The organism is uncultured Luteimonas sp. (genome assembly GCF_947492465.1).
GTDB lineage: Bacteria > Pseudomonadota > Gammaproteobacteria > Xanthomonadales > Xanthomonadaceae > Luteimonas.
Genome location: NZ_CANLNF010000001.1, coordinates 993,629 through 1,015,781 on the forward strand (window position 1 = coordinate 993,629; position 22,153 = coordinate 1,015,781).

Sequence of the window (22,153 nt, forward strand, 5' to 3'; positions counted from 1 at the left end):
ACTCCGGCGTGAGAGGCTGCCAGCAAGGGAGGGAACAATGCTGACAAGCCGCTTCACAGACGCGATCGACTACGCCCGAATCGCACATGCGACCCAGACCCGAAAGGGCTCCGGGATTCCTTACATCTATCATCTGCTTGGCGTTGCAAGCCTCGTGATCGAGTTCGGGGGCAGCGAGAACCAAGCGATTGCCGCGGTACTGCACGACGTGATCGAGGACTGCGGGGACTCGCATCGTGAGTCTGTCCGAACCCGTTTCGGCGATGAAGTGGCCCACATCGTCGAGGCCTGTACGGACGGTTCGGCCGAGTCGAAGGCCTCGCATCAGGACACGGGGTCCAAGCGCGCCGACTGGGTCCGCCGAAAGCTGAACTACTTGGATCATCTCTCCAAGACGGATCCGGTGGTCCTGCTCGTTTCCGGGTGCGACAAGCTCCACAACGCTCGGGCGATCGCCCAGGACCTGGAGGACCCGAGCGTTGGAGTTCAGGTCTTTGACCGCTTCACCGGAGGGCGCGACGGCACGCTGGGCTACTACCACTCATTGGCGACGATCTTTGCTAGCCACAAAGTTCCAATCGCCAGACAACTCAACGTCGCCGTGGAGCGGATGCACCAGCTCGCTGGCACGGATGAGAGGCTGCCCCTGCAGGACCGGATATGACCGGCCGCAAAGATTTGTGCCCGGTGCTTGTCTTGGCAGGCGAGGGTGGAAGTCTTTCCCTCGTCAAGCAGCAGCTGCCGGACGGCCTGTTTGCCCTGACCACGCAGGAGATCGACTACGGTCTGGAGGACGCGGAGGCTACCGAGGAACCCCTCCTGCAGTGGTGCACGTGGGAGCAGGTGCTCGCCTCGCTTGAGAGCTACCCGTGGCGGAGCCTCACCCCAATCATGATGTCAGCGGGTTGCGCGGACATGCTGCAAGCGGCGTATCGCGGACGGCCGGTTCCAAGTCGTGCCGGAGACCGCTGGGGGCGCCTTTTCGCCCAGTCGACCTCGATTCTCGCCATTGAGCGCAACCTTCATGAGCTGATGCGAACTCGGGCAGACAATTTCATCGATGAGCACGAGGTCGTCCTCCCGGGGCTCACTGCACCAGCCGATGCCACCGACGACCAGGAGTGGTTTCCAATCCCGGGCATGTACGGCGGCTTCTCTTACGGTTGGGCAGGGCAGTCCTCAGAACCAATGCTCGTCGTCGAAAGCTGGAGCAGGGTGGTGGGAGGCTCTGGCCAACGTCATCACATCACGGCCGCCGGTTGCACCCTCGTCGAGGAAGGCTTTGTCTGATCTTGATTGCCACCCGGTCCGCCGTCCTGCCGGGGGTTTCTGAGAGTTCTTCTCACTGCAATTGCCGCGCCGCGTCTCGCCCTGTGAGACACCCCGACCTAGAATGGGGTGCATAGGGGGAGGTTGCGTGCCGTATCGAATGCAAGCCTTTGATTTGCAAGGGGCATTTGGCGTTCTGATGACGCCTGCCTTAGCTTGCACTTACCGATAGCTAGCGCAATCCGGCCGGTCAGGCTGGATGGGGGCGCTCGGCTGTTCTGAACTTTGGACGTAAGAACAATGGATTCCACCCAGCTCAGCTGGATCACCAACTTCATCTGGGGCATCGCTGACGACGTCCTGCGCGACCTGTACGTCCGCGGCAAGTACCGTGACGTCATCCTGCCGATGACGGTCCTGCGGCGTCTGGACGCCGTTCTGGAGGCCTCCAAGCCTGCCGTCCTGCAGATGAAGGCGAACCTGGACAAGGCCGGTATCGCCAACCAGGACGCGGCCCTGCGCCAGGCGGCGGGACAGGCGTTCTACAACACCTCGCCGTTTACCCTGCGCGACCTGCGCAACCGCGCCAGCCAGGCCAAGCTGAAGGCGGACTTCGAGGCCTACCTCGACGGTTTCTCGCCCAACGTCCAGGACATCCTCGACAACTTCGAGTTCCGCAACCAGATCCCCCGGCTGTCCAAGGCCGATGCGCTCGGAACGCTGATCGAGAAGCTGCTGGACCCGGCCATCAACCTCGGCCCTGAGCCCGTGCGCGACGCCGACGGCAATATCCGCCAGCCCGCCCTGGACAACCACGCCATGGGCACCGTGTTCGAGGAACTGGTCCGCCGCTTCAACGAAGAGAACAACGAAGAGGCCGGCGAGCACTGGACCCCGCGCGACGCGGTCAAGCTGATGGCCCGGTTGATCTTCGATCCCGTGGCCGACCAGGTCGAATCCGGCACCTACCTGCTCTACGACGGCGCCTGCGGCACCGGCGGCATGCTGACTGTCGCCGAAGAGACCTTGACCGAGCTGGCGGCTGAGAACGGAAAGCAGGTCTCCGTGCATCTGTACGGCCAGGAGATCAACGCCGAGACCTACGCTATCTGCAAGGCCGATCTGTTGCTGAAGGGCGAGGGCGACGCCGCCGACAACATCGTGGGTGGGCCTGAGCACTCGACGTTGTCGAACGACGCGTTCCCCGCACGCGAGTTCGACTTCATGCTGTCCAACCCGCCTTACGGAAAAAGCTGGAAAAGCGATGCTGAACGCATGGGCGGCAAGGGCGGCATCAAGGACCCCCGTTTCCTGATCGAGCATGCAGAGGACCCCGAGTATTCGCTGCTGACCCGCTCCAGCGACGGGCAGATGCTGTTCATGGCCAACATGCTCAGCAAGATGAAGCAGGGCTCCGCGCTGGGTAGCCGCATCGCCACCGTGCACAACGGCTCCAGCCTGTTCACCGGCGACGCGGGGCAGGGCGAAAGCAACATCCGCCGCTGGATCATCGAGAACGACTGGCTGGAAGCCATCGTCGCCTTGCCGCTCAACATGTTCTACAACACCGGCATCGCCACCTACATATGGGTGATGAGTAACCGCAAGCCCAAGAACCGCAAGGGCAAGGTGCAGCTGATCGATGCCTCGCAGTGGTATCGACCACTGCGCAAGAACCTGGGCAAGAAGAATTGCGAACTGGCCCCCGAGGACACCCAGCTCATTCTCGACACCTTCCTGGGCTTCCAGGAAGGCGAGCAGTCGAAGATCTTCGACAACGCCGCCCTCGGCTACTGGAAGGTCACGGTCGAGCGCCCGTTGCGCTTGGTCGGCATTGACCCAGATCGCGCCTACAAGCCGGCTGAAATCAAGAAGCTCAAGGAAACCGCCGAGCGTGGCGAGTCCGCACCGCCGGTGATCCGCAAGGTGCACAAGAAGGGTGTCAAGGCCGACCCGCTGCGTGGGTTGTTTGCCGCCACTATCGAAGGCAAACCGGCTGTGGTCGAGTACGAGCCGGACACCGACCTGCGCGACACCGAGCAGGTGCCGCTGCTGGAAGAGGGAGGCATTGAGGCCTTCCTCCAGCGCGAAGTGCTGCCCTATGCCGCGGATGCGTGGTACGTGGCGGACAGCATCAAGACGGGCTACGAGGTCAGCTTCACCCGCTATTTCTACAAGCCGGCGCCGCTGCGTACGTTGGATGAGATTCGGGCCGACATCCTATCGCTGGAGCGCGAGAGTGATGGCCTGTTGGCCGACATCGTTGGGAGCGCGGCATGAAGGATGCCCAGAAGCCAGACCATATCGGCTTGAATGCCTTGGTTACCCGACTGAAGGAAGGCCGATTCGTCATTCCTGACTTTCAGCGTGAATTCGAGTGGAAGCCCTGGGACATCGGCGATCTGATGCGCTCGATCTTCCTCGACTACTACATCGGCAGCTTGCTGTTGTGGAAAGGCAAGAAGGAGAACTTCGACGCGCTTTCCTGCGAGCATGTCTACGGGTATGGCGGGGGCGACAGCAACCGCGAGCACATCGTGTTGGACGGGCAGCAGCGGCTGACTGCCATGCACTACGCCTTCATCGCGCCTGACGAGAAGCTACCAGGTCGCAAGAAGCGTTACCTCTATTTCATCCGAGTCGACCGCTTCATGGAGGCAGGGGACGAAGACGCCTTTGTCTACGACTGGACCAAGTACGGCCCCAAATTGCTCGCCAATCCGCAGGCGCAATACGAGCAGCACATGTTTCCGCTGGCCATCGTGGGCAAGGGTGGTTGGGCGCTGCCGGACTGGTTCCGTGAGTACGAAGCCTACTGGTTGGCTCGACGCGATGCGGCCAAGGCTGATGGTGACGACGAGGCAGCGGACAAGGCATCCCGCCACGTTGAAGATGCGAAGGGGTTCGGGGCACAGGTAAAGGACGTCACCGAGCAGTACCAGATCGCCTATATCGAACTGGATAGGGATCTGGAAGTCGAAAAGGTCTGCGACATCTTCACCCAGATCAACAGCCGCGGGGTGAAGCTCGACATTTTCGATCTGATGAACGCACTGCTGAAGCCCAAGGGGCTTCAGCTGAAGAGCCTGTGGCGCAAAGCCAAACCCCGGCTGTCATTTGTCGAAAGCGACAAACTCAACGTCTACATCCTGCAGGTGATGTCGATTCTTCGGCAAACGTACTGTTCGCCAAAGTACCTGTACTACCTGCTGCCAGGGCAGGCCAAGCCCATCCGCGACGCCAGCGGCAGAATCACCCAAGAAGTGCTGATCGCCGATGAGGCGGAGTTTTCGACCCGCTGGAAAGCCGCTGTGGATGCGATGGAGACTAGCATCGCCATGCTCCGGCACCCGCACGAGTTCGGTGTAACGTCGTCGCAGTACCTGCCTTATGTGTCCATCCTGCCGGCTTTCTCTGCGTTGCAGGCCCATGTCACCAACCTGCCCGCCGTACGCCGTTTGGATGCGCAGCGTAAAGTGCGGGATTGGTATTGGGCCAGTGTTTTCACGAGCCGCTACTCCGGGTCTGTCGAATCCACTGCCGCCCGTGATTTCCAAGACCTGCGCCGCTGGATCGATGATGATGGCGACGAGCCCGCGCTGATCGCGGAGTTCAAGCATCACTTCCGCAACCTTGAACTTCGGAAGGAAACTCGACGTGGGTCGTCGATCTACAACGGCATCTTCAACCTGTTGGTACTGCAAGGCGCCAGAGACTGGATGAAGGGTACTGTGCCGGTGGCCGGGGACCTAGACGACCACCACATCGTGCCTCGCGCATGGGTAAAGAAGCACGTCGGCTCACTGGGCGACAGTATCCTCAACCGGACGCCACTTTCCGCCGAAACAAATCGCCATGTCATCAGCGACCGGCTGCCAAACGAGTATCTGCCCGAGCTGATTGCCAACAACGGCGAACAGCAGGTGAGAGACATTCTCGCCTCGCACTTTGTCTCTGACAGGGCATTCGACATTCTGTTGCGCAACCCGTTCACGCCGGAGGACTTCGAGGCCTTCATCGCCGAACGCCAGCGCACGATCCAGGAGGCTATCGAGACGCTGCTGGTCAAGCGCCGCCTGGACTTGCCTGTGGCCCTGCGCGAGTTGGATGAGGGCATAGAGCAAGTCGAATTGCGCCTGCGCGAGACGATTCGTATTGGCCTTTCCGACGATCCTGCACTGGTGCCGGCCAATGTGGCCGACAAGGTGGATGAGCGCTTGCAACGCGCACTCAAGCGCAACGCCGCCATGGATGCAGACCACTACGCCAAGCTGGAAGGACAGCTGGAATACTTCGACCTGCGTGAGCTGCAGGACACATTGGTCAACAAGCCGCTGTGGCCTCGCTTCGAGGCGCGCTTTGGCACTAAGGAAGTGCTCAATACGCGTTTCGGCCAGTTTGCCGAGCTGCGCAACGCTATCCGACATAGCCGTAGCGTCGACGCGGTGGTGCGCAAGGATGGCGAAGCAGCATTGCTTTGGTTTCAGCAGGTGTTGGCATGATCAGTGGCCTCAAGCCCTATGCGGAGATGAGGGAATCCGGGCTGACATGGCTTGGAGATATTCCTGCCCACTGGGACGTGGTTCGTGCGAAGACAGTTCTCCACGCAATCGACTTTCGATCCCAACAGGGAGCCGAGGAGTTGTTAACCGTGTCCTCGGAGCGTGGAGTTGTCCCAAGAAGCACCGCGAATGTCACCATGTTTCAGGCGTCTTCCTATGTCGGCCATAAGCTTTGCTGGCCCGGCGATCTGGTAATCAACAGTCTTTGGGCATGGGGGAGGGGGCTGGGCGTTTCTCAGCATCATGGAATTGTGAGCACCGCCTACGGTGTTTATAGACCGCTTGCCTCGGCTGATCTGGATTCGTCCTATCTGAACTTGCTCGTGCGATCACAGGCTTTTCAGTGGGAGTTACAAGTTCGGTCGAAAGGTATCTGGATTTCCCGTCTGCAGTTGACTGACGAGTCCTTTCTAAACGCGCCACTTCCGATTCCACCGATGGACGAGCAAGCCGCTATCGTGCGGTACCTCGACCATGCCGACCGCCGAATCCGTCGCGCCATCGTAGCTAAGCAGAAGCTGATCCGGCTGCTGGAGGAACAGAAGCGGGCCATCATCCACCGCGCCGTGACCCGTGGCCTTGATCCCGATGTGCGCCTCAAACCGTCTGGGGTTGAGTGGCTGGGAGATGTGCCTGAGCATTGGGACATTTATCGAATCAAGCAAGTGACGCAGATCTTGCGGGGAAAGTTCACACACCGGCCAAGAAACGATCCATCGCTGTACGACGGCCCTTACCCATTTATTCAGACCGGTGAGGTCGCTAGATCGGGGAAGACAATCACGGCGTATCGTCAAACCTTGAATGAGCGCGGACTCGAAGTAAGCAAGATGTTTCCAAAGGGAACGCTTGTCATGACGATTGCCGCAAACATTGGTGAAGTTGCGATTCTTGATTTTGAGGCGTGCTTTCCAGATAGCGTTGTTGGTTTCGTTCCCCGTGACTCGGTGCATCGTGACTATCTCTACTACGTGTTCACTGCGATGAAGCAGGAACTACTTAGAGAAGCGCCAGTGAACACTCAGGGCAATCTCAATGTAGACAGAATCGGCTGTAGAGGAATCGCGCTCCCACCAGTAGAAGTGCAGCAGCTGATTGTGGACTCGATTGAGACGATGGCAATGGAAGTGGATGCAGCTATCGAGAGGTTTAGTCGAGAGATTTCTCTACTTAGGGAGTTCCGTATCAAGCTGACCGCTGATGTTGTCACTGGCAAGCTTGACGTGCGTGATGCTGCCGCAAGTCTCCCGCAGATGATCGAACAAGACGATGGCGAGTTCGATACGGACGAAGATGCAGAAGTAGAGTCACTGGAAGAAGTCGATATCGAGGATCAGGCTGCATAGGCAGGGCGAGATAGGGGGATTGATGGCAACGGATACCACCGAGCGTGGACTGGAAGACCTGATCGTCGGGGCGATGACCGCCACGACGGAGCGGGCCAAGGGCGTCGCCTCGGTGCAGGGCCTGTACGGCAGCGGCGGCTGGATCCTGGGCGACTGGCGCGACTACGAGCGCGAGTACGCGGTCGACCTAAAGCAACTCACGGAATTCCTCACGGCATCGCAACCGGCCGTCGCCGAGGCGGTGCAGCTGACCGAAGACGGTCCGGCTCGGCGCAAGTTCTTGGCGCGTCTGCAAGGCGAGATCACCAAGCGCGGCGTGGTCGATGTGCTTCGCAAGGGGCTGCAGCACGGCGCCCACCACCTCACGCTCTTTCACGCCTCGCCGACGCCCGGCAACCGCAAGGCCGAAGAGCAGTTTGTGCTCAATCGATTCAGCGTCACCCGGCAGGTGCGGTACAGCCGCGAGGCCACGCAGCTGGCGTTGGACATGGCGCTGTTCATCAACGGCTTGCCGGTGGCCACCTTCGAGCTTAAGAACAGCCTGACCAAGCAGACCGTGGCCGACGCGGTGGAGCAGTACAAGAACGATCGCGATCCGCGCGAGCTGCTGTTCCAGTTCGGCCGCTGCCTGGTGCACTTCGCGGTGGATGATGCGCAGGTGCAGTTCTGTACCGAGCTCAAAGGCAAGGCGTCGTGGTTCCTGCCTTTCAACAAGGGCTGGAACGACGGTGCCGGCAACCCACCCAACGATCACGGCCTCAAGACCGACTATCTGTGGAAGCAGGTGCTCACCCGCGGCGGGTTGACGGGCATCGTCGAGAACTATGCGCAGATCGTCGAAGAGAAGGACGAGAAGACGGGACGGATCAAGCGCACCCAGATCTTTCCGCGCTACCACCAGCGTGATGTCGTCATGGCCTTGCTGGCCGATGCACAGGCGCGAGGGGCAGGGCAGCGCTACCTGATCCAGCATTCGGCCGGCAGCGGCAAGTCCAACTCCATAGCCTGGCTGGCCCACCAGCTAGTTGGGTTGCAACAGGAGGCCAAGGATCAGCCAGTGTTCGACTCGGTGATCGTGGTGACCGACCGCCGCATCCTGGACAAGCAGATCCGCGACACCATCAAGCAGTTCGCCCAGGTGAAGGCGACCGTCGGGCATGCCGAGCATTCCGGCGACCTGCGCCAGTTCATCGCCGCCGGCAAGAAGATCATCATCACCACCGTGCAGAAGTTTCCGCACGTGCTGGACGAGATCGGGAGCGAGCACGCAGGGCGCCGCTTCGCCATCCTGATCGACGAGGCGCACTCGGGGCAGGGTGGCCGCACCGCCCTGGCGATGAACCGGGCCCTGGCCGGCAACGACGAGGATGAGGACGAGTCCACCGAGGACCGCATCAACACGTTGATGGAGGCGCGCAAGCTGCTGCCCAACGCCAGCTACTTCGCCTTCACCGCCACGCCCAAGAACAGGACCCTGGAGCTGTTCGGCGTGCCCATGCCGCAGACGGATGGGGCCGTGAAGCACCGGCCTTTCCACAGCTACACCATGAAGCAGGCCACTGAGGAGCGTTTCATCCTTGATGTGCTCAAGAATTACACCCAGGTCAACAGCTACTACAAGCTGATCAAGAAGATCGAGGACGACCCGAAGTTCGACGCCACGCGGGCGAAGAAGAAGCTTCGCCGCTACGTCGAGAGCCACGACCATGCCATCCGTCTCAAGGCGGAGATCATGATCGACCACTTCCATCAGGACGTACTGGCGCGCCAAAAGATCGGCGGGCAGGCGCGGGCGATGGTGGTCACCAGTGGCATCGAGCGGGCGATCCAGTACTACCACGCCATCAGCGAGTACCTGATTGAACGCAAGAGCCCGATCCGCGCCATCGTCGCATTCTCCGGCGAGCACGAATACGGCGGGAAGAAGGTCACCGAGGCTTCCCTCAATGGATTTGCCTCCAGCCTGATCGCGGACCGGATTGCGGAAGACCCGTACCGCCTGCTGGTGGTCGCCGACAAGTTCCTGACCGGTTACGACGAACCGCTCCTGCACACGATGTACGTGGACAAGGGCCTATCCGGAATCAAGGCCGTGCAGACGCTGTCGCGGCTCAACCGGGCGCACCCGAAGAAGAGCGAGGTATTCGTCCTCGACTTCATGAACGACGCCGACACCATCAAGGCCTCATTCGAGCCCTACTACCGCACCACGCTACTGTCTGAGGAGACAGATCCCAACAAGCTGCATGACCTGAAGTCCGTACTCGACGGTTACCAGGTCTATTCACCTGAGCAGGTTGAACGCCTGGTGGACCTGTTCCTGGCCGGCGCGCAGCGCGACAAGCTGGATCCGATCCTCGACGCCTGCGTCGCCACCTACAACGAACTGGACGAAGACGCCCAAGTCGATTTCAAGGGCAAGGCCAAGGCGTTCGTCCGGACGTATGCCTTCCTCTCCGCCATCCTGCCGTACACGCAAGCGGACTGGGAGCGGCTATCCATCGTGCTCAACCTGCTCGTCTCCAAACTCCCAGCGCCGAAGGAGGAAGACCTGTCCCGCGGAATCCTGGAAACCATCGACATGGACAGCTATCGCGTCGAAAAGCAGGCGGCAATGAAGATTGCGCTTGCCGATGCAGACGGCTCACTTGACCCTGTGCCGGATGGCGGCGGCGGCGGCAAGCGCGAGCCTGACCTCGAGTCATTGTCCAACATCCTCAAGACCTTCAATGACCAGTTCGGCAACATCTCCTGGCAAGACGAGGACCGGGTCCGCAAGCTTATTACCGAGGACATTCCGCAGCGAGTTGCCGCGGACACCGCGTATCAGAACGCGCAGGCTAACTCTGGGGCGGCCAATGCACGTATCGAACATGACAAGGCGTTAGGCCGTGTGCTGATCGAACTGATGAAGGACGACACGGAATTGTTCCGGCAGTACAGCGACAACGATAGCTTCAGGAAGTGGCTTGCGGATTCCGTATTTGGCATGACCTATCGCAAAGGATCAGCGCCAGGACACGTGTCCGCATCAGGACGCTAGATTTTGACTCGCTACACGTGAGCAGGATTCGACACTGTGCGGTGAATTGGCGGAATCGGCTGGATCTAAGGGGCGGTTGTAGGCATGAAGATCACTAACGGCGGAAAGGGAATTCACCAACGCGAGATTCCTGGAATAGAGAAGCTCAAGGATCTGCCGGAACACTGGCATGCGTTCACGAATCTCGATCTTGCACTTCCAGGCAAGGGCGCGCGCGAAATTGATCTCATCCTCGTCATTGAGGATCGTTTGCTGCTCGTCGATCTGAAAGATTGGGTCGGCCCGGTTAAGTCACAGGATGGCCACTGGTTCAATAGGAACCGAGATTGCGGGCGTTCCCCGGTTGGAAAAATTGCCGAGAACGTAAGGGAGCTAGCCCCGCTCCTGAAGAAGTTCCTTAGTGAGCAGGAAAAAAAGGAATCGGGGCTGACTCACAGACTATCCGCACCTTGGATTGAGGGAGTCGTTGTCCTGACCCGAGTAACGGATCGAACTGGAATAGCGCCATCGGAGGCAGCGAGGGTCTTCAGCATCGATCCATTCATGCGCATGCTGAGGAATCGCGCGGAACGTGAAGCGCAGCTTAGCGTTTCTCCATCGAAGCACACGGACTATACAAGCCAAGAGTGGATCTCTCGTTTTCGTCGATTCTTCAATACGTCGAGCGGGATTTTCAAGGCTGGCACCCGTCGCTATGGTAGTTACAAGGCCAGTGCGGGTGGTGAGAGCCCAAGCTTTCGCCATAAGGATGGAATCTTTGCCGAGTTCGACGTTGAGGAAGAGGGAATCTCCAGCTCCACAGGCCTACTTCGGCGCTGGGACTTCAGTGCAGCCGAAACGAAGTTTCAAACGGAGGAGGGCAGGGCGTCGATTGCGGGGCGAGAGCGCGCGGTAATAGCCTGGCTTGATGATCGAAATCCTCGCTGTGGTGAGGCAGTTTTTAAACCCAGGGACGAAGACCCGGATCGGGGTGTCAATCATTGGGAGGTTTTCGAACGTCGGCGTCGAATGCGCCGGCTGGAAGAGTTTAGCGTCACGGAACTGCCCAGCCTTACGCCCCGGGAACGCATTGAGCTCGCTCGCCAAGTTCTTTCGCAGATGACGGCAATCCATGATCTGCAAGCCGCTCACTTGGATATCGGGACGCACAGCGTCTGGATGGAACTCCCGACGACGGTAAAGCTGTCGCATTTGATGGCCGCTTCAGTGCCTTCTGTCGAAACTTTGGGGGAATCACGATTCCAGTTCCTTTCTACATCTGCAGCTCCGGAAGACATTCTTGGATTGCGTGCGGAGCCATTGCGCAAGGATGTTTTTCTGCTGGGTTGCATTGTCCATCGGATCTTGTTCGGTGTGTCGCCCACGGGCGAGCCCCCGGAGTGGATCCCCGCCGTCGATCCTGATGGTTCGTACTCAAAGCTGCACCCCTGGTTTGAGCGGTGCTTGGATCTCGATCAGGCACGACGATTCGCGAACGCCACGGCCATGCTGGCAGCGTTCAATGCAGCGGTCGAATTGGTGCCGGACGGAAAGAGAACGCGCGAAGGCCTTGACCGGTTCCGCACTCTTAAGTCCCAACGAGAAGTGTTTCGGGCCTACCCAGAGACTGAACTTCTCCAAGACGACGGCCGAGTGATCGTGTGGCGCTCAGAAGTTGGGGGCGCGAAGCGATTGGTGAAGTTGTGGGCTTCAACGGCCATCGGAGATGTTGCAAAAGAGGGGCCGCGTATCCTGGCGTTCCTGGAACGTGCTCAAGAGCTGTCGGAAGCTCCGATCAACGGCGTGCCAAGAATTGAGAGTGTCCATTGGACTGAGGATGCGATCGTTCTCGTTAGTGAGTATGTTGAAGGTGAAGCTCTTTCAAAGTGGAATCTTGCGACCTCATCCGCTGCGTTCGTTCGTGCCGAGGAGGCTATTGAGTTCTTGGTGCAGTTGTTGGATTTGGTGAGGACTCTTCACGAACGATCTGTCGCACATGGAGATCTAAAGCCGGACAACATCGTAATCACCCGTCGAGAAGGGTCGGTGCCGCAACCAAGCTTCATCGACGTGCTGGACTTCTCGCCAGCTGGTGACGGTGAACGACTTTCCCGTGCCTACGCGCCTCTGGCAGGAGGGGCTTTTGAGCGCGATCGTTTTGCCGTTACGAAGATTGCGGAAGAAGTTCTGGCTCCTTACGGGGCAGAGTTTCCTAGAGCAGCACTGATTGCCAAGGCGATCGACGAATGCCGTCACAGCTCACCGCCAAACGGCACCTTGCTGCCGCTTCGCGAGGCGTTGGAACGCGCTTCTCAGCCTCAGGAGGAATCTGAATCTGATGCCATCTACAGGATCTCCATCATCGGTTCCGCGGTCGGCCCGATGCTTCCGGACGAGGGTATGTATTGGGTCTCCAAGCGCGACTCAACCTATTTCATCAGAGGAATGACGGAGCAGCTCAGCGTTGAACTCGGAGCTGACGGGAGTGTACAGAGGTCCCGACGCCGGGAACTGACGCAGGGCGAGATACAAAGAGCAAAGCGCTTCGAGTTTGCTTCCTTTCCTGGCGCTATCGTTGTGGAGGGAGTTGTCCACGGCATGAGCGCCATAACGGACCTGCTCAGAAGTCTGCCCACCGCCTCCTCAAGCGACCCGTCGCACACCGGGTATTCCTCCAGGACTGAAGTGGGTGAGGAGTCTGGCGAAGCCACGGCGTCGATCGAGAGTGAGCAGGATCGAATCAGTGATTTGATTTCGCGTGAAGAGCGCGCCGCGCCAACGGTCGACGTATCCAATCTCTGGAGGAGATCTGTCGAGATCGAGTCAGAGTTGAAAACAGAAGCTACTGCACTTGGTGACAGTACCTACCGAGCTGCCACCAAAAGGCATGTCGTTCCAATTCAGCTGGTCGTCGGTGGAATTGATTTTGACAACAACGACACAGTATTTGTCGAGCGCGAGGGGGCTGGCGAGCGGTGGACAAGAATTGGGACATTGGACCTGCAGGCCTCGACGACCGATTTTCTTGCCATCTCAAGTTGGCTTGATTCAAGTCGCGGAGCGCTGATTGCGGATGGCAGTCGGCTTAGGTTTCAAAGTAAGTTTGAGAACACAAGCCGCGAACGGCGTGAGGATGCAACGCAAAGAATTCTTCGCGGCGCAGCAGCAGTTTCAAACTTGATTGATGCATTCAGCCCTTCGTCTCGGATGACGCCTAGGCGCATCAATCGCGACCTCGACCTCGACGCAATCGCGACGCGATATGGCTTGAATGATGATCAGACTTCAGCCTTCAGAAGCGTGGTCGAGTGTAGGCCAGTTGCCTTGCTGCAGGGCCCACCAGGAACCGGGAAGACGCGATTCATTGGCGCTCTTGTTCACTACGCACTAACAAGCGGCCTTGCAAGAAATGTACTGCTGGCTAGTCAGTCCCACGAGGCTGTCAATAATGCTGCCGAAGCGGCATTGGGATTGTTTGGTGCTGATCGAGACTCGCTGACATTGATTCGTGTTGGCAATGAGGGGGCTGTGTCAGAAGCTTTGCGGCCCCACCATGTTGCGCGAGCGGAGCGCGCATACAAGGATCGCTTTCTAGCCACAGCGGGGTCGAGATACGCCATAGCTGCCAACGCGCTGGGGGTCGAGGCAGACCTTTGCGGAGCGGTGGTCTATTACGAGGACGTAGTCCGCCCCATTATTGCCAGGGTCGCTGAGTTTGTCCGCAATGATGAAGGCGCGGCGAAGATCAATGCCTTGCTTCGGACAGTCGAAGAGTTGTTCCGTGCCCGTGGTATTGATGTCGTTCTTAAGGAAGACGACCTTGAGGACATTGAAGGCGTAGTAGATGACCGTTACTTTGGTTCCATCTCAGGGGGGAGTAGCAAGAAGGTCGATCAACTGCGAATGGTAGTTGGCCTTGGCAGAGACATCATTGGTTCGGTTTCTACGAGGCAGCGCAGCTTCGAGACATTCTTGGCCGGAACACGGCAAGTTGTTGCTGGTACTTGCGTGGGCTTGGGGCGCGCCACTCTTGGATTGACCAAGACGACGTTTGACCTCGTTGTGGTTGATGAGGCAGCTAGATGTACCCCAAGCGAACTTGCGGTTCCTATCCAGGCGGGCAAGTGGGTTGTTTTGGTAGGCGATCACGCCCAGCTCGAGCCACTTCACCCAGAGGGCGTCGTCGAGACGTTAGCTGATGAACTTGGTGCGCCACTGCATGAGATTCAATGCAGCGATTTCGAGCGTGTCTTTGCCTCTGACTATGGAAGGTCGGCTGGAGCTACGCTAAAGACGCAGTACAGAATGCTCCCACCAATCGGGAGAATTGTATCCAGTGCCTTCTATGACCGGGGGCTGGCCCATGGTCGGACCAAGCCTTTTGAATCTGAGGCGATTTTTCCTCTGGAGCTGGCAAGGCCACTAACATGGATTAACACGGATTCCGCAGGATCAAGTGCCCACCAGAAGAGGAACCAATCGAGGGGGCAGAGTCTTTCCAATCCAGTCGAGGCAGATGCGATTGTCGCACTGTTGCGAAACTGGTCCCAGCATGAGCCACTGATTGAATGGCTAAGAACCCGGTCCGATGGGAGCCATCCAATTGGAATCATTTGCGCCTATGCGGACCAGCGCGATCATGTTTGGAAGCGGCTGCAAGCGGAGAACTTGCCGGACGCGCTTCGCCGGTCAATTAAGGTGGATACCATCGACAGCTACCAGGGCAAAGAGAACTTGATCGTTGTCCTGTCGTTGGTGCGGAATAACTCCGATGGGCCGATGGACGGAGGGGTAAAGACCATTGCGCCTGGCTTTATGGGGCGGAAGAACCGCATCAATGTTGCACTCAGCCGCGCCATGGATAGATTGGTGATTGTCGGCGCCAAATCCAGATGGAGGACCGGCTCACCCATGGGTATGGTCGTAGAGGCGTTTGCCGCTGAGGTTGAATGCGGTGAAGCGGCTGTCATCGACGCATCCGCGCTGATCGAGAGTTCGGCGCAAGCAAAGAAGCCTGGAGGCGTCAAGGCGACAACCAAGAAAGCGAAGGAGCCGACATGAGTCTAGGCAGAAAGATTCTGAAGCTCGGCGGTGGCTCTTCATCCCCTGAGCGCGAGGACGAGGATGTTCCTGTTCAGGTCGGCATGTTCGACTTGTTGCTTCCCAGCAGGCGGTTCAATGTAAAGCACAAGGTCGCCGTTCTGGGTGAAGTGTCGCTTACGACGGAGTTCCTGCTCAGATTGCTTTTCGCTGTCGATGGAATACCTGAGCGCGATGCGGCTTCGTTCTTCGGTTTCAATGAGAACGAAATGGCTTTCGTGGTCAATGAAGCTGAGTCTCCAGCATACATCTTCAGGGAAGGTGGACGGCTATGGTTGACAGACGCTGGCCATGAGCTCTTCAAGGGTGGTGATCGCCCCCAGATATTTGAGGTAGAGAAGAGGTCGGAGCGAGTCGGGTTTGATCTTCTATCTCTATCTCCGGTTGAATGGGCGTTCCTAGGCGGATTTGAAGGCTCACTCCCCGAACTTCCTGTGAGGGATGCTGAGCTCGCAGCGAATGCGTCTCGTCAAGTTCCGGAGTCGTTTCGCCGTTATTACGGAGAGATCGCATCAAAACGAGACAGGGATGTCACAGAGACAGCCAAGCGATCGCTGTACTCGGTTGACGACGTAGTTCCAGGCGATCGCTTTTCTGCGGTCGTGCCAGTCGTGGCGGTATCGAGTACTCGGAGGCCATCCGACCCTCAGCCGACCTTTGATGCTTGGCGTCCTGCTGACGAAGTAGCGAAGCGAGATGCGGTCGTTCATGGAGTTGCTGCCTTCCTGGACAATTTGAAAGTTGTAAACAGATCTGAGGATGCGATCGGACAGCAAGTTCTGTTGGATATTGCGAGCGAGTTTCTCAAGGAGTTCACCACGCGAAACGGCCTCAGTGGTCAGCGCTACCTCAAAGAGGTGGCTTCACGAGCTGGCGAGTTTCGATCCGATCGACAAACCGTGGGCATCATCGGCCCACTGTATCTCCCGGATAATCGGAAGCGGCTAAGTGCCGCGCTTAGCCTCGCCGGGCCGCGCAGCACCGGAAGTGATGCCAGTTTGGTCTGGTCAATTCCGACGCAGGCTGCCTGGGGAGCATCGAGAGCTCTTGAAACACTCCTCGTAGGGATCAGAGGGGAAGCAGTATCTCAACTGGAGGGGACACCGCCTAAGTTGCGTGAAGCGTATGCGGTTACCTGCGGTAAACCACCACGATATCTAGGCAAAGCGTTCGATAAGGTCCTGAGTCGCCCGGACAATGGTGCTTTGCCAGCTTCGTTGGAGATCATGTTGATTCCGCAGCGGGTCGTTGCAGTGTCCGTGCATGTGGTGCTGGGCGATGGCAGAGGCTTCCCAGTGCCTCTTGGGATTATGAGTTTCGACAACAAGGTGGTCCGCCGAGCGCATCACTATCTTGAGGCGCAGTTGCCTTCGCACCTCATGATTCAAGGGGCCAACACCCATTTTGATTTGAGGCGGGTATTGGACTGGCCGGTACTTCCTGAGGCTTCTCCAGCGCATGAACCAAACTGATACCGCGTGTGATCTGTTTGTTCGCCGGAATGTTTCCGCGGAAGGTCGGCGTTTCGCTGAACGGGTTAAAGCCAGACGATATTGCTTCAATGACACGCGTCCTGATCTATACTAAGAGATACTTAGGCTAGACGGTTGGCAATGTGATTTCTGCGGATGAGCTTGCCCGCTTGATGCAGTCGGCTCTGGCTGACAAAGCAGCCGAGCCTGCATTCTTTCGAGCCCTGCTGGATGCGACGGTCTATGCCCACGTACCGCGCCAAAACCCGAGCGGTCGCGTACGGTTCATCCAGTTCACGACGCCAGAAGGCCTTACCGTGCTGCCGTTCTTCAGTGACGAAGTTCAGGCAAAAGCCGCAGCCAAATCCGCGGCTACCGTGGTTGTTCTGATGGGGCACCAACTGTTTGAGTTGACGCGAGGCGCAACACTCATGCTCAATCCAAATACGATCAGCTGCGTCCTGTACCCCGAAGAGATTGCCGCCTTGATCGATCACGATAAGGTGGCAATCGTCGAACGTGTTGATACTGACGGACAGCAACTGGTAACGAGGCTGGCAAGCGAAAGACCGACGTGGTTGATCGATCGGTTGGTGGCACTCTACGCGAGCTTGAGTTGTGTTGAGGCGGCCTATCTGGCTGAGATTGGTACACCAGAAAATCCGCAGCGTGGCCTCTTGATAGCAGTTTCCGTCTCGTCGAAGGACGCCGAGCGGGTCGCCCGAGCGACCACCACTGAGCTACAGGCTCACTGTCAAAGGCTGCAGACCACTGTTGATCTGACGGCCTTTGAGCCCGGCGAACTGCCGGACTGGCTCAAGGAGATAGATATCGAACCATTCTACATACTCACTTTGGGTAGACGGCTCGTTCAAGCCCCGAAGCGGGTGCAATGAGATGAAGTTGTCATTCGAAGTCGCCCGAACCGTCGATCAGGTCGCCTCCGAATTCGTGCACCACATGTTTCCGAGTTTTCGCATGCCATGCTTTCTGGCCTGCCCGGATGATCTCCATGCCCAGGCAGTAATGGCCGCGATCGCTCAGGCCGCAGTGGCCAAGGGAGCGGCCACTGAAGTGATTGAGCTGCGGCCAGCACCTGCGGAGCTTCTCGATGGGGTAACCCAGCGGCTCTGCGGATTCGAAGGCAGGAGGGACCAGAAGCAGGCCCCGCCGGTCCGCGTATTGGCGCTGGAAGGCTTCGATCTACTGGAAGGCCCAGGCAACGATGGGCCAACCTATCCGTTCCGCTCACGGTTCCAGTTCGACGAAGACTTTCGCTGGCTTTTCCTTGGCCGGGACTGGCACAGGCTGCGGCGGCTATTTGGCAGCTATCGTCACCCCCTGTACCACGCGGCGTCAGATATCACCCCTCCTCCGTGGAGGGTGTAAGGCCTCACGGGCTGGTGCCCCCCGGCCCCTCAAACTGGGCTCGAACTGTGTCCACTTCAAGGTGTTCATGAACACAGGGTAGGGTGGTACCTATGCCAAACCCCTGTCCCCAGCCCCAATCTACATACACACGAACAAATCGTGTTCGTATTGACGCCGATGGCGCCACCGCCTGTGCGGTCGGCGTGCGTGGCCTGCGCATGCTGGGCGCGCGCGACGTGGTCCACGCGGTGCCCAACCGGATGCTGCACGGCTACGGCCTGTCGGTCGGACTGGTCGATGAACTGGCCGCGCTGCGCCCCGGGCTGCTGGTGACCGTCGACCACGGCGTCGCCTGCCACGCGGGCGTCGCGGCGGCGAAGGCGCGCGGCTGGCAGGTGCTGGTGACCGACCACCACCTGCCCGGCGAGACGCTGCCGCCGGCCGACGCCATCGTCAATCCCAACCTGCGCGGCGACGCGTTCGCCTGCAAGGCCCTGGCCGGGGTCGGGGTGATCTTCTACGTGCTGCTGGCGCTGCGCGGACGCCTGCGCGACGACGGCGCGTTCGCCGGACGCGAGGTGCCCGACCTGTCGGTGCTGCTCGACCTGGTCGCGGTCGGCACCGTGGCCGACCTGGTGCCGCTGGATGCCAGCAACCGCGCGCTGGCCGCCGCCGGCCTGCGCCGGTTGCGCGCCGGGCGAGGCTGCGCCGGGCTGCAGGCGCTGATCGAGGTGTCCGGTCGCCGTGCGGAAACGCTGACCGCGGCCGACATCGGTTTCGCGGTCGCGCCGCGGCTCAACGCCGCCGGCCGGCTCGAGGACATGTCGCTGGGCATCGAATGCCTGCTCAGCGACGATCCGCGCCAGGCGCGCGAGCTGGCCGAACGCCTGCACCAGATCAATGCCGAACGCCGTGGCGTGCAGCAGCTGATGGTCGACGACGCGGAAGCGGCGCTGGCGAAGCTCGCGCCGACCGATGGCGGATCCGCCCTGGCCGTGTGCCTGTTCGATCCGGACTGGCACGCCGGCGTGGTCGGCCTGGTGGCATCGAAGATGAAGGAGCGCCTGCACCGCCCGGTGATCGCCTTCGCGCCCGCCGAGCCCGGCAGCGGGCAACTGCGCGGCTCGGCGCGCTCGATCCCCGGCCTGCACATCCGCGACGTGCTGGCGGCGGTGGACAGTGCGCATCCGGGCCTGATCGAACGTTTCGGCGGCCACGCCATGGCCGCCGGGATGAGCCTGCGACGCGAGTCCTTCGCCGCCTTCGAAGCCGCGTTCGCGCAGGCCGTGCGCGGCATGCTCGATCCGGCCCTGCTGCAGGCCGAGCTGGTCAGCGATGGCGAACTGCTGCCCGGCGAGTTCGACCGCTTCCACGCCGAGGCGCTCCGCGACGGCGGCCCCTGGGGCCAGGGCTTCGCCGAGCCACTGTTCGATGGCGTGTTCGAAGTGCTGGACTGGAAGACCGTCGGCGAACGCCATCTCAAGCTGCGGCTGCGCGCCGAGGGCGTGCGCGCGCCGCTGGCGGCGATCCATTTCGGCGGCTGGTCGGGCGAGGCCCCGGTGCCGCGCACCCGGCTCGCCTATCGCCTGGCTCCTGACGACTGGCGCGGCGGAGATGCCATCCAGCTCATCGTCGAGCACCGCGAACCGGCATGACCCGTTTGCGGACGCGGCCGCGCCGACACGGGGCACGGCGGCCGGCCAGGGCGGGGCAAAACGTCAGGCGTCCTTTGCCGCAGCCGCGCCCGGAACAGCGAGCTTTGCCGGGCTGGTTCCGTCCCGGTACTTCAGCCCGAACAGCGGGCGCAGCAGCGCCGCGCGCCGGATCAGCTCGTACCCGGCGAACGCCAGTCCGAACGTCAGCGCCACCAGCAGCGGTCCCTCCAGCAGCGGCGGCAGCCGATAGGGCCGCAACTGCCAGGCGAGCACCACGATGATCGTTTGGTGCAGGATGTAGACCGGGAAGATCGCCCGCGACAGGTAGCGCAGCGCGGGGCTGTCGCCGGGGGAGAGGTGGCGGGCGAAGCCGAGGACGGCGACGATCGCGCACCACTGGTCCAGTGCCCAGACCACGCGCATCGACAGGCGCAGCGCCTGCGGCGGCTCCAGTTCGCGGAACACTTCGAAGTACGCCGCGATCGCCAGCCAGCCCAGCAGCCACGCCGCCAGCGCCGGCCAGCGCATCCGTGCGAAGGCATCCCATACCCGCCCCTCGCGCGCGACCAGGAAGCCGAGCAGGAACACCGTGAAATACTGCGCATGGTTGTACCAGTCGTCGACCAGGGCGTGGGTCGATTCGAAGCGGCCGACCAGCAGCAGGCGGGCGAGGGCAAGCAGCAGCGCCGGCCACAGCAGCAGGCCGGGCCCGGACGCCAGCAGTCCACCCAGGCGCCCGCCCGCGCGCTCGAGCATGCGCGGCGCCAGGCGCACCAGCAGCCAGAGCACGACGGTGTAGACCCACAGGTAGGCCACGAACCACAGGTGGTTCCATGTCGGCACGTCGAGGCAGTCGTCGCCGCGGCAGAAGCTGTCGTCCGCGGCCAGGTACCGCGCCCAGAACGCCAGGTAGCCGTCGTGGTAGCCGCCGGGCAGTTTGTCGACCACCTCGTAGTAGGACTGCGGCGGCACCACCACCAGCATGCCGAAGGCCAGCGGCAGCAGCAGCCGCCACGTGCGCGGACCGAGGAAGCGGGGGCGGGTGCCTGACGCCGCCGCCACGGAGCCGACCTTGTCGAGCAGGAACGCGGTGGCCGCGCCGGAGACGAGGAACAGCAGCGACAGGCGCCACGGCGAGCTCAGCATCATGAAGGGTTCGAGCTCGGTACTCGCATGCGGGCTGTCGATGTGCCATTCCCAGGTCACGTAATACATGCCCACGTGGTAGAGCACGAGCAGGGCGAAGGCGAAGACGCGGACCCAGTCGAGGTCGTGGCGGCGTGTCATGGATGCAACCGGAGGGAGGACAGGCGCCGAGGCTGGGCGGCTGGCGGGGGTGCGGCAAGCGCGAAGGGACGGATCGACGGGTCCCGGGGACGGATCGCGGAACCGGGGGACGGGGCACGGCATGCGGCGAGGTAGAATCCAGCCCGATGACGCGCCCGCCCACCGCTTACGAACGTTACGCCCCCTGGCGACGCTGGGTCGAGGTCGGCTTCGTGGGCGCGGTCCTGGCGGCCAACGCGGCCGGCAACAGCATCACTACCTGGATCGAGCTCGAACGCGATGCCGGCAATCCGGCCCAGCCCTGGGAGCCGGTGGTGTGGGAGGTCAGCAGTGCGCTGATGTGGTGCCTGCTGATCCCGCTTGTCGCCCGGCTCGTGGAACGGTTCCCGACCCACTGGCAGAACTGGCACCGTCGCCTGCCGCTGCACCTGGGCGCGAGCATAGCGGTGTCGCTGGCGCACGTGGTGGGCATGGTCGCGCTGCGCACGCTCGCCTACCGCTGGCAGGGCGCCGCCTACGATTTCGGACCCTGGCCGCGCGAGCTGCTCTACGAATACCTCAAGGACGTGCGCAGCTACGTCTGGATCGTGCTCATGGTGGAAGCCTACCGCCTGGTGCTGCGACGGCTGCAGGGCGAGGCCAGCCTGCTCGGGCCTCCCGACGAGGGGCCCGCGGTCGAGCCGGTCGAGCGTCCGGAGCGCTTCCTGGTGCGCAAGCTGGGGCGCGAGTTCCTGGTCGAAGCCGGCGACATCGAATGGCTGCAGGCCTCGGGCAACTACGTCAACCTGCGGGTACGCGGGCACGACTACCCGCTGCGCAGCACCCTTGCCGGGATCATGGACCGCCTCGATCCGGTTCGCTTCGTCCGCATCCACCGCAGCTACGCGGTCAATCTCGACCAGCTGGCCTCGATCGAACCGCTTGAGACGGGCGACGCGCGGGCGCACATGAAGGACGGCAGCGTCCTGCCGGCCAGCCGGCGCCACCGCGGCGAGCTGCGCGGGCGATTCGCCGAGGCCTGAAGGCGTCGCGCCGGGGCTGTGCAGCCTGCAGCGTGGCGGGTGGATTG

Annotated in this window: 12 protein-coding genes and 1 pseudogene; 12 read left to right on the plus strand and 1 reads right to left on the minus strand. The window is 60.8% G+C overall.

The window, feature by feature from the left end:
- Positions 1-37 precede the first annotated feature (37 nt).
- From Q0863_RS04415 to Q0863_RS04465, 11 genes and pseudogenes are all read left to right on the plus strand, one after another.
- Positions 38-664, plus strand: coding sequence for an HD domain-containing protein (locus Q0863_RS04415; protein WP_298575453.1), 627 nt, complete (start codon positions 38-40; stop codon positions 662-664).
- Positions 661-1,290 (plus strand): hypothetical protein, encoded by a 630-nt coding sequence (locus Q0863_RS04420; RefSeq protein ID WP_298575455.1) that lies wholly within the window; start codon positions 661-663, stop codon positions 1,288-1,290. The genes Q0863_RS04415 and Q0863_RS04420 overlap by 4 nt, the downstream gene beginning before the upstream one ends.
- 279 nt (positions 1,291-1,569) lie before the next feature.
- Positions 1,570-3,549 (plus strand): class I SAM-dependent DNA methyltransferase, encoded by a 1,980-nt coding sequence (locus tag Q0863_RS04425; protein WP_298575457.1) that lies wholly within the window; start codon positions 1,570-1,572, stop codon positions 3,547-3,549.
- Entirely contained in the window at positions 3,546-5,771 is a 2,226-nt protein-coding gene (locus Q0863_RS04430) for a DUF262 domain-containing protein (protein ID WP_298575460.1), read from the plus strand. The genes Q0863_RS04425 and Q0863_RS04430 overlap by 4 nt, the downstream gene beginning before the upstream one ends.
- Positions 5,768-7,177 (plus strand): restriction endonuclease subunit S, encoded by a 1,410-nt coding sequence (locus tag Q0863_RS04435; protein WP_298575463.1) that lies wholly within the window; start codon positions 5,768-5,770, stop codon positions 7,175-7,177. The genes Q0863_RS04430 and Q0863_RS04435 overlap by 4 nt, the downstream gene beginning before the upstream one ends.
- A gap of 22 nt (positions 7,178-7,199) precedes the next feature.
- Complete coding sequence (locus tag Q0863_RS04440) at positions 7,200-10,220, plus strand: type I restriction endonuclease subunit R (protein WP_298575466.1); 3,021 nt, start codon at positions 7,200-7,202, stop codon at positions 10,218-10,220.
- A gap of 84 nt (positions 10,221-10,304) precedes the next feature.
- Positions 10,305-15,260 carry an AAA domain-containing protein gene (locus Q0863_RS04445; protein ID WP_298575469.1) on the plus strand — a complete coding sequence of 1,652 codons (4,956 nt, stop codon included), beginning with the start codon at positions 10,305-10,307 and terminating at the stop codon, positions 15,258-15,260.
- A complete protein-coding gene (locus Q0863_RS04450) occupies positions 15,257-16,771 on the plus strand; it encodes a hypothetical protein (protein ID WP_298575471.1) in 1,515 nt (504 codons plus the stop codon). Before Q0863_RS04445 ends, Q0863_RS04450 begins: the two co-directional genes overlap by 4 nt.
- 173 nt (positions 16,772-16,944) lie before the next feature.
- Positions 16,945-17,667, plus strand: coding sequence for an enhanced serine sensitivity protein SseB C-terminal domain-containing protein (locus Q0863_RS04455; RefSeq protein ID WP_298575474.1), 723 nt, complete (start codon positions 16,945-16,947; stop codon positions 17,665-17,667).
- A 1-nt stretch (position 17,668) separates the two neighbouring features.
- Entirely contained in the window at positions 17,669-18,160 is a 492-nt protein-coding gene (locus tag Q0863_RS04460; protein WP_298575476.1) for a hypothetical protein, read from the plus strand.
- 158 nt (positions 18,161-18,318) lie between these two features.
- A pseudogene (locus tag Q0863_RS04465) lies at positions 18,319-19,797 on the plus strand (DHHA1 domain-containing protein); the annotation flags it as partial.
- Between the two features lie 63 nt (positions 19,798-19,860).
- On the opposite strand, the gene Q0863_RS04470 reads toward Q0863_RS04465, so the two are convergent.
- The gene (locus Q0863_RS04470; RefSeq protein ID WP_298575479.1) at positions 19,861-21,084 is read right to left on the minus strand and encodes an acyltransferase family protein; all 1,224 of its coding nucleotides are present in this window, start codon (positions 21,082-21,084) and stop codon (positions 19,861-19,863) included.
- Between the two features lie 146 nt (positions 21,085-21,230).
- On the opposite strand from Q0863_RS04470, the gene Q0863_RS04475 reads away from it, so the two are divergent.
- The gene (locus tag Q0863_RS04475) at positions 21,231-22,106 is read left to right on the plus strand and encodes a LytTR family DNA-binding domain-containing protein (RefSeq protein ID WP_298575481.1); all 876 of its coding nucleotides are present in this window, start codon (positions 21,231-21,233) and stop codon (positions 22,104-22,106) included.
- Positions 22,107-22,153 lie beyond the last annotated feature (47 nt).